This window comes from Marinobacter sp. UBA2498 (assembly GCF_002341575.1).
GTDB classification, from domain to species: Bacteria; Pseudomonadota; Gammaproteobacteria; order Pseudomonadales; family Oleiphilaceae; genus Marinobacter; species Marinobacter manganoxydans.
Genome location: NZ_DDOI01000146.1, coordinates 3,657 through 12,408, shown reverse-complemented (window position 1 = coordinate 12,408; position 8,752 = coordinate 3,657). Strand labels below are relative to the sequence as shown.

At 54.7% G+C, this 8,752-nt stretch carries 7 protein-coding genes; 2 read left to right on the top strand and 5 right to left on the bottom strand.

Features of this window, described 5'->3' with window-relative positions:
* Positions 1–231: 231 nt before the first annotated feature.
* On the top strand, positions 232–963 hold the full coding sequence (locus B2W52_RS20365; RefSeq protein ID WP_041333833.1) for a hypothetical protein: 732 nt from the start codon (positions 232–234) through the stop codon (positions 961–963).
* Between the two features lie 50 nt (positions 964–1,013).
* On the opposite strand, the gene B2W52_RS20360 is transcribed toward B2W52_RS20365, so the two are convergent.
* The 5 genes from B2W52_RS20360 to B2W52_RS20340 all read right to left on the bottom strand — a co-directional run bounded on the left by B2W52_RS20360 (position 1,014) and on the right by B2W52_RS20340 (position 8,061).
* Positions 1,014–1,358, bottom strand: a complete 345-nt coding sequence (locus B2W52_RS20360) for a P-II family nitrogen regulator (protein WP_036208664.1) — start codon at positions 1,356–1,358, stop codon at positions 1,014–1,016.
* Positions 1,359–1,375: 17 nt separating this feature from the next.
* Positions 1,376–4,483: an efflux RND transporter permease subunit gene (locus tag B2W52_RS20355; RefSeq protein WP_036208660.1), complete on the bottom strand. Its 3,108-nt coding sequence runs from the start codon at positions 4,481–4,483 to the stop codon at positions 1,376–1,378.
* Between the two features lie 14 nt (positions 4,484–4,497).
* Entirely contained in the window at positions 4,498–5,682 is a 1,185-nt protein-coding gene (locus B2W52_RS20350) for an efflux RND transporter periplasmic adaptor subunit (RefSeq protein ID WP_036208657.1), read from the bottom strand.
* 63 nt (positions 5,683–5,745) lie between these two features.
* A complete protein-coding gene (locus B2W52_RS20345) occupies positions 5,746–7,047 on the bottom strand; it encodes a TolC family protein (protein ID WP_036208654.1) in 1,302 nt (433 codons plus the stop codon).
* 285 nt (positions 7,048–7,332) lie between these two features.
* Positions 7,333–8,061 carry a TorF family putative porin gene (locus B2W52_RS20340; protein WP_062363658.1) on the bottom strand — a complete coding sequence of 243 codons (729 nt, stop codon included), beginning with the start codon at positions 8,059–8,061 and terminating at the stop codon, positions 7,333–7,335.
* A 280-nt stretch (positions 8,062–8,341) separates the two neighbouring features.
* Between B2W52_RS20340 and B2W52_RS20335 the strand changes: the two genes are divergently transcribed.
* The coding region (locus B2W52_RS20335) for a porin (protein WP_286803990.1) at positions 8,342–8,752 on the top strand (411 nt) is incomplete at its 3' end.

The following is an 8,752-nucleotide window of genomic DNA, read 5'->3' as shown; positions in this document are numbered from 1 at the left end:
AGACGCCCATGACAAGGTAGGTAGAGGTGGAGATAGTAAGTGAAAAGGTTGAAATGAACTTGAATTCGAAGCGTCATCCACAAAAGAAACCGCCCTCCAACTCCACCAGCATTCCCGGACTGTCCTTTTGACGGACAAAATGAGTACCAAAGACTTATGTTTCTGTAGCGCTCAGATCAATAGCCTGTCATTCGATGCCCCTTACTTTCCGTCACTTCTTCAAGGTGATCTATGTCTCGAGCAACGAATAACGCAGGCGCACCGCGCCACGGATTCAAACTCAAACTGGCTTTCCTGGTTCTGTTATGGCCCCTCACGGTCAAATCAGAGCTCGCAGTCGATGAAATTTACTCCCCCCGGGTAACTGCGGGGGATCTCGAAATCGGAGTGGTTGGGGCGTTTCTGGACAGTGAGGGGAGCGAAATTGACAACCTTCGTGCCGATCAGTGGGAGGTGGGTTACGGGCTATCTGAACGCCTGAGCGCCGAACTTAACTTCAACGCAATCAAGAGACCGGGGCGAGCGTATTCACTTGAGGAATACGAAATCGAACTGATTGGAAACTTTTTTCAAGACACTGAGAGCGCTGCGGGCTTGTTCATTGAACTGTCAAAAGAACATGGCCAAAAAGCCGGTGGAGTGACCCTTGGGTCACTTTACGAGAGACAGCTATACGCGCATTACAGCATCCTGACGAACCTTCTGGTTAGCCGCTCATTTGGCGAAGACGACGAGCAGCTTGAGCCCACTGGCTCATTACAGTTCGCCTACACGAAGTCTGACACGTTTCAGCCAGGGCTGGAGTATTACGGGGCCGAAAACAACCATTTGATGGGACCTGCCATCCTGGCTGAGTTCAGAATGGGTTCCAGTATTCTGGAACTCCAGGCGGGCGTTGCATTTGGCCTCACTACGGACTCAGACGATATGATCTATCGCTGGGAACTGGAGATAGAACTGTGATGGCGGCCCGCAACCAAAAGCCGCAGAACCGCCATCCAGTTTCCAGAGCACTAGCTTGAAGCAGGCTCCAGTGCACTCTCACCGGTTTCGCCGTCCTCGATACGAACAGCCCGAACCAGGCGGGATACAAGTACCTTGCCGTCACCCGGGTGCCCATCCTGGGTTCTGCCCGTTCTGACAATGAGTTCCACAACTTCACCAGCGACATCATCGGTCGCTACGTCTACTTCCAGCTTGACCATCTTCACTTTCTCCAGAGGCGACTCATCGCCGACCAGATGACCAAATTCGCTGAGAGGCACGACAGCAATGCTTGTCACGCCCTTGACTCTGGCCAGAGCATCAACCACATGCTCTGCCATAACCTCTCTGACATAAGCCTTTATTTCATACATAAGCCTTCTCCTGCCTATCAGACTTCAACGTCACGACGTTCGGATGCAAACCACTGATACACGCTGGGCAACACTACCAACGTCAGCAACGTTGACGTGATCAGACCGCCAACCACAACCGTTGCCAGTGGCCGTTGGACATTAGAGCCAATGCCATCGGCCAGCAGCAGGGGAATCAGCCCCAGAATAGCCACAGAGGCGGTCATCAGAACCGGCCGCAAACGGCGTTGAGCACCCAACTTGACTGCTTCAATGACTTCGTAGCCTTCGTCCCGCAACTGATTGATGTAGCTCACCATCACCACACCGTTCAGTACGGCTACGCCGAACACCGCGATGAATCCCACGGCAGCGGGCACAGAGAGGTAAAGCCCCGTCACAAACAGCGCGACAATGCCACCAGTAACCGCAAAGGGCACATTCATGAAGATCAGCGCCGCATAGCGAAGACTACTGAATGCCGAAAAGAGAAGCAGGAAAATAAGCGCCAGGGTAATGGGCACAACGATCGCAAGCCGAGCCATGGCCCTTTCCTGGTTCTCAAACTGACCGCCGAACTCCACGAAATACCCCGGCGGCATGTCCACTTGCTCCTCGATCCGCTTGCGCAAATCCTGAACAACACCGCCCATATCGCGACCACGTACGTTCATCTGCACGTACTGTCGCCGACTGGCATTGGAGCGCGAAATTTTCTTGGGGCCAGCGTACATTTCAACATCGGCCACCCGTGAAAGCGGGATGAGCTCGCCACTATTACCCCGGAGGGGAAGCTTTCTGATTTCATCGATGGACCCGCGATAGGACTCTTGCAGCCGGGCGAAGATCTCAAATCGCCGGACACCGTCGAAGACCAGCCCCGCGCCTTTACCGCCAATCCCGGTTTCGACCGTACTCATCAGGTTATCAATGCTGATGCCAAACTGCGCCAGCACTTCACGGTCGGGGCGAATAACGATCTGTTTTTTACCTGCGCTCTGCTGAGCGCGCACATCCGTTGCCCCCGGCACATCATTCGCCAGGGCCGCCACTTCCTTGCCGATCCGGCCCAACTCGTCGAGGTCGTCGCCGAAAATGCTGGCAACCAGTTGCGCCTGAACGCCTGAGAGGAGTTCGTCGGTTCTGAGCTGAATCGGTTGTGACAGATTGTTGGCAAGCCCGGGAACCCGCTCATCCAAAGACTCCGCAATCCGGCTCTGAAGGTCCTCATAGCTCACATCTTCTCGCCACTGATCCAGAGGCTTCAGATTGACGAGCGTCGCGACAACGTTCACGGGTTCAGGATCACCGCCCACCTCGGCACGACCGATCCTGGCATAGGTGCCGGTGACCTCTGGAAATTCATCGACAACGGACTGAATCCGTTTGCCATACTTGATGGCGGATTCAAGACTGGCTCCAGGAGGCAGTGTCGAGCGAATCTGGAACGTGCCTTCCCTGAGCGTGGGCACGAACTCGCTCCCGAGATAGGGAAACAGCAGGAGACTGCCGGCAAAGGCAATGACGGCCACGCCCATTACAATTTTAGGGGCTTTGACGACAGTATTCACCACCGGCTTGTATAGCCGGTTCAGGAACAGAACCAGCTTCGGCTCTTTGTGTTGTCCACCCATCTTGAATGACAGCGAGGCCAGAACCGGCACCAACGTCAACGCGAGTAACAGCGCACCGATCAACGCAAAACTGATGGTGTAGGCCATGGGCGAAAACAGCTTGCCCTCAACGCCCTGCAGCGTAAACAGCGGCAGAAAAACGATAATAATGATGCCAATGGCAAACACAATCGGACGAGCCACTTCCCGGGCAGATTCACCTACAAGCCTCAGAACACTGACCTTTTCCTCTGATCGTTCTTCCAGATGTCGGAAGATGTTCTCTATCATCACAACGGCGCCGTCCACCATCATACCGATGCCGATAGCCAGCCCCCCCAGACTCATCAGATTGGCGGACAGGCCCGAAATCCGCATCGCAATGAATGCGAAAAGCACAGACAACGGCAAGGTCGCCACCACGATCAGTGTGGAACGTATATTTCCGAGGAACAGATAGAGGAACACCAGCACCAGAACCGAGCCCTCAAGTAATGCTTTCTCGACAGTGCCTATGGCCTTGCCCACCAACTCCGCCTGGGAGTAATAAGCCTCTATTTTCAGCCCTTCGGGAAGTGACTTGTTCAGATCATCGATTTTTGCGTTGACGTCCTCGAGTACCTGACTGGTGTTGGTTCCGATCAGCTTCATCACGTAGCCGCCCACGGACTCCTCGCCCGAGGACACCTCCGCGCCGCGGCGAATTGCCGGTCCAAGGCTAACCTCTGCCACATCCCTGACATAAATAGGAGACTCTCCCTCACTCTTGGACACAATGATGTTCTGGATGTCCTCGATGCCCTCGGTACCTGAATTAACCCAACCGTAGCCGCGAACTATATACTCTTCACCTCCTCGCGTAATGAAAGAGGCGCCGACGTTCCGATTATTCTGGGTGAGGGCGCCGCGAACGTCAGACACTGTCAGGTTCCTTGCCTGAAGCTTCTGCGCATCGATATTGACCTGATACTGTTTTACCTCGCCGCCGATGGACAGCACACCGGTTACACCCGGAACGGTTCTGAGCTGGGGCTTGACAATCCAGTCCTGGATCGTGCGGATTTCCTGCAGGCTGTATTGATCCTTATCCTCAGCTTCCAGGGAATACATCAGGATGCGCCCAAGACCGCTCGCTATGGGCCCGAGTTCCGGCTGCCCCATCCCTTCGGGAATCTGGCGCTTGGCCTCGGAAAGCCGTTCGTTTACCAGCCGCCTGGCGAAGTAGATATCGGTGCCATCTTCGAAATAGATGGTCACCCGCGACAACCCGAAAATCGACGTGCTCTGCACTTTTTCCAGCTTGGGAATTCCATACATGCTGATCTCAACGGGATAGGAAATCAGCGTTTCGATATCAACCGGCGACAGACCAGGACTGGTGGTAAACACCTGAACCATGGTCGGCGTCGCGTCCGGAAACGCATCCACCGGCAGTTTTTGAAATGAAAATACGCCGGCAACGATCACGGCGATAGCAAAAACAAGCGTCATCAGACGATTGTTCAGCGCATAATTCACAATTGCGTTGATCATGCTCCCCCCGGGGTTTAGTGTCCGTGAGCGGCGCTGCGGCCACTGGCGGTAATGGCCGACATCAGATCAAAAGCGCCTACTGAAACCACTTCCGTGTTTGCGCTAATGCCGGACTTGATCTCGATCCAGTCGTTTGCCTCCTTGCCAAGCGTGACGGGAACCGCCTTGTAAGCCCCTTTCTCATCGCCCGGAACAAACACAACGGAGTCATCGCCAATGGTTTGAACCGCATCATCCGGAACCAGCGGCAGTGAGGCCTCCGATTCCGTCATGATTCTGGCCGTGGCATAGGTATTCGGGCGAAGGTCGCCTCTGGGAGACTCCAGCACAACGCGAACCGGGATGGTGCGGGTCTTTTCATCGAGCATGCTCGACACCCAGGATACCTGCCCACTGTGAAACCGGTCAGAACTTGAATCCCTGGAGGAAATCTGAACCTCGTCTCCCGTTGAAATCTGGTCAATATCGGATTCGGACACCTGAAGAATGGCCCACAACACCGAGGCATCCGCCACGATGAAAGGCGTATCCGACGGACTCAGCGTTTGCCCCAGACGAACATGCATCTGCTCGACACGCCCCTCAATGGGTGAGCGGAGCGCGTATTGCGCCAGCCCCCCACTGTCACCTGACGACTCGCTGCCGTAAACCGCCAGTTGTTCCCGCACGGAATCGTACTCCGCTTTTGTTTCAAGAAAGGCAGCCTTGGCATCCAGGAACTCTTCTTCACTGGAAATACCCTGTCCCTGCAACTCCCTTTCACGATTGTAGTCAGACTCGGCCGCTTCTTTGCGGGCCTCCAGCGAGATTAACCGGGAGCGAATCCGGGCCAGCTCCACACTGTTCAGGGTTGCCAGTAACTGCCCCTTATTGACACGATCCCCCAGATCAACCGCCAACCCTGTCAGTTTTCCCTCCAGCAGCGGACCAACCTCGGCCACGCGGTCCGGCACATACTGAATCTCGGCAGGTGCCGTAACAATTGCGCCAGCGCGCCCCTTGGCAGCCGCCACAGTCTGAATCGACAGTAACTCTGTCTGCTCCGGCGTCAGATGGATCTGGCGGGACTGGTTTTCCTCTCCGGCATGCTCGGCTTCTTCATTTTCGTGCTGGTCACCCTCGGCTTCTCCGGCAGCGTATGCCTGCTGCAAGCTCAGAGCGCCGACAACTATTAACAGTATCTTCAGATTGCGAATCATTCATTCACCCTCAATATTTAGAGAACGGTACTAAGAGAACGGTCAATTTTGAGTTTCATACCCTCAGGAACCGGCTGACATCGACAGAGCACCTCCTGTGCTTATCTCCAGCGCCCGGACGGCATCGATATAATCATTCTGCGCCTGAACGTATTCCTGCCTTACCGACAGGAGATTGTCCTGTGCCGCCAGAACATCCGAGGCACCGACCTTGCCCGCCCGAAGTGCTTTCTGCATCAACTGTAATGTTTCCTCTGAACGCTCCAGGATCGACTCGTTCATCTGGCGCAGCCGAACGGCGGTGGATTCGTACCGGGCCACAGCTGACACAACCTGACGCTCTGTAGCCAGGCGCAAGGCCTCTGCCTCAAGCTCGGAGGTTTTCAGCCGCGCAGCAGCTTGTCTCTGCTCACCGGAATAATCATGAAAAACGGTCAAAGGCATCGACACCCCTGCACCGAAAAGGTTGGAGCCTTCCTCACGATCATAAAATCCGAAGACTTTCAGATTTGGAATCGTCAGGCTTTTCGCAACTTCAAGGCCAGATTCATCCGCTGCAATTCTGGCGGCCGCCGCTTTCAGGTCCGCTCTCTGACTCTGTGCCATCTCGACAAGCTGGCTGGTCGGAGGCAGGTCTTCGAGCGTCACATCAAGCTCGCCGGTCACCCCAACGGCATCGGAGGGGGACACCCCGAGCACTTCGGTAAGGTCAATTTTTGATTGCTCGAGCTTTTGTTCCGCCGAGGCTTTTTGATTCCGGGCCCTGGCAAGCCCAATGACTGCGGTATTGAGATCAATCCGGGTTTGTTTACCCTGTTTTACGGACATTTCAACCAGGTCTTTGGTGCGTTGCATAAGTTCAACGGCACGGGTTGCGGTTTCCAACTCTTTCTGAGCCAGCAGTATCCGGAAATAGGCGGCCCGCACCCGCGCCTTGGTGGCTACCTTCAGGTATTCAAGCTCCTGTTGCCGGGACGTGAGATTACTCCGGGCACGCGACTGCCCAAGGTCGCCGCGATTACCCATCCAGATCTCCTGAGTAACCCTCACCCCATATTCCAGGGACTCGTCGGCCTGATCCGGGGCCTGACGGGCCCCCAACTCAAACTCTGGATTGCTCGGCGCCCAGCGGCTGGCATGATCAAGCTGTCCCTGCTGTATCGAGACCGCGGCCCGCCTCAAAGCCAATACCGGGCTATTCTCGAAAGCCATCACCATGGCCTGGTTCAGGGAAACAGCCTGGCTGGCTTTGGCCTGCTGATATTCTTTCAGCGACACACTCTCTTTTGCCTGGGCCGACACCATAGGAGAGACGGCCAAGGCTCCCGGAACTATCATCGCGCACAACAACAATCGTTTGTTCATTCAGTATCATCCTGGCTGTTTGACTGAGGTCAGTGAGTCAGCATTTTTGCGTGGGAATCTGGAACGACCTTACAGACAAACCTTTAATACAGTTTGAAATTCAGGCACCGGATAAGAAATGAGCTTTGGCGGCAGGGGGGGGCAGAGGTAAGGGCGAGGATGTCGAGTCACCGGGCGTCAAGGCAGGCGCACGATGGTGGGTTCTTGCATGATAAATAAAAACCGGCCCGTCATTTGGGCCGGCTTTTTATTCTGGATCTGAATTGCTTGTGATCACTTGGCCGATCAGAAACTCCTGCTCCAACCCAGCCAGAACTTCGGATCATCCGAGTTGACAGAGCCAAGCGCGTCGGTTGACTCAATGTCCGCGTACTCCACGTTAACACTGAAAGAACCGAAGTTTCCCGCATCCTTTGTAACGTTGGCGGCGACGTGTGAATAACTTGCCTCGCCGACAGAAGCCTTGCCGTCATCAGCGAAGTCGTAATAGCCAAGCGTCACACCGGCACTGTAGCTGTCCTCCAGAGGCACCCCAACAGAGGCGTAGTAATAGGCATCCCCCTGCACGAACACCCCATCACCACTGGTGTCGCTGTTGATCGTGTAGGCCAGGCCGATGGCCGCAATGCCATAACTGATCTCGCCGTACAGTTCGCCGAAGTCGATGGAGTCCGGCGCGTCAGGATACGCATAATAAATGTACCCAACGTCATAACCCAGTTCTTCCACAGAGCCGGAGAATCCGGCATAAAGATCAAGCTCATAGCTGGTGCCGTCACCAAAATCGACATTGGAACCCCAACCACCGGCGTAGAAGCCCGACGCATGCTCATAATCCAACCCTCCCTGGACAGCCGCAGCCCCGTCTGTCTGGGTGACGCCCCGGAACAGATAGTTGCTGCTGGCGCTCACATTTGAGCTGACGTCAGCGCTAACAATGGCGGGCGCAGCCTGAAGTGCTGCAAGCAAAGTGATACTGATAAATCCGGATTTGGTGAAAAACTGCTTCTTCATAATGGATACCTTCGGTTGGGTTTCATTGCTCCAAATATGATTTAGCAAAAGTCTTGCCACATCTTATTTATTCTTTTTTATCATTATTATAGAGACAAATCGGCACATTCTGAGCTTGCCCCCGAAAAACGACCCAACACCTAGCGCCCCAGAACCTGTCACCGGCCCGGACCAGCGCCCTGTTTTGATGCATTCTCTGTAACCATTCTGTAATCTTTGCCAAATAGACTTTAATAGCGCTTCAACACACACAAGCAAACCGAAAAAGGTGAGACAGATCATGAGCAAGAAATATTTGGGCTTGGCTTTGGCGATTTCTGCCGCTTCTGCTGCACAGGCCGGAAACGTTACGACCAGCGGCGAAGACCTTGTGATCGATACCGACAGCGGTATCAAAGTGAAAGTGTCGGATAACTCTGCGTCTTTTCAGCTCGGCGGGCGCATTCAGTGGGATTACGACGCCACGCAGTCTGACGACAACGGTGTTGACACTACCGATTTCGATGTGCGCCGGGCACGCCTCTACGCCAAGGGCCACTTTGGCGACTGGGCGTACAAGACCCAGTTCAACGTCGCTGAAAGTGATGGCGCCGACGGCGGTACTGCTGAAGACCTGTACATTCGTTACATGGGATTTGGCTCAGCTGCAACCGTGACTATCGGTAAACAGAAAGAGCCATTCGGCCTGGAA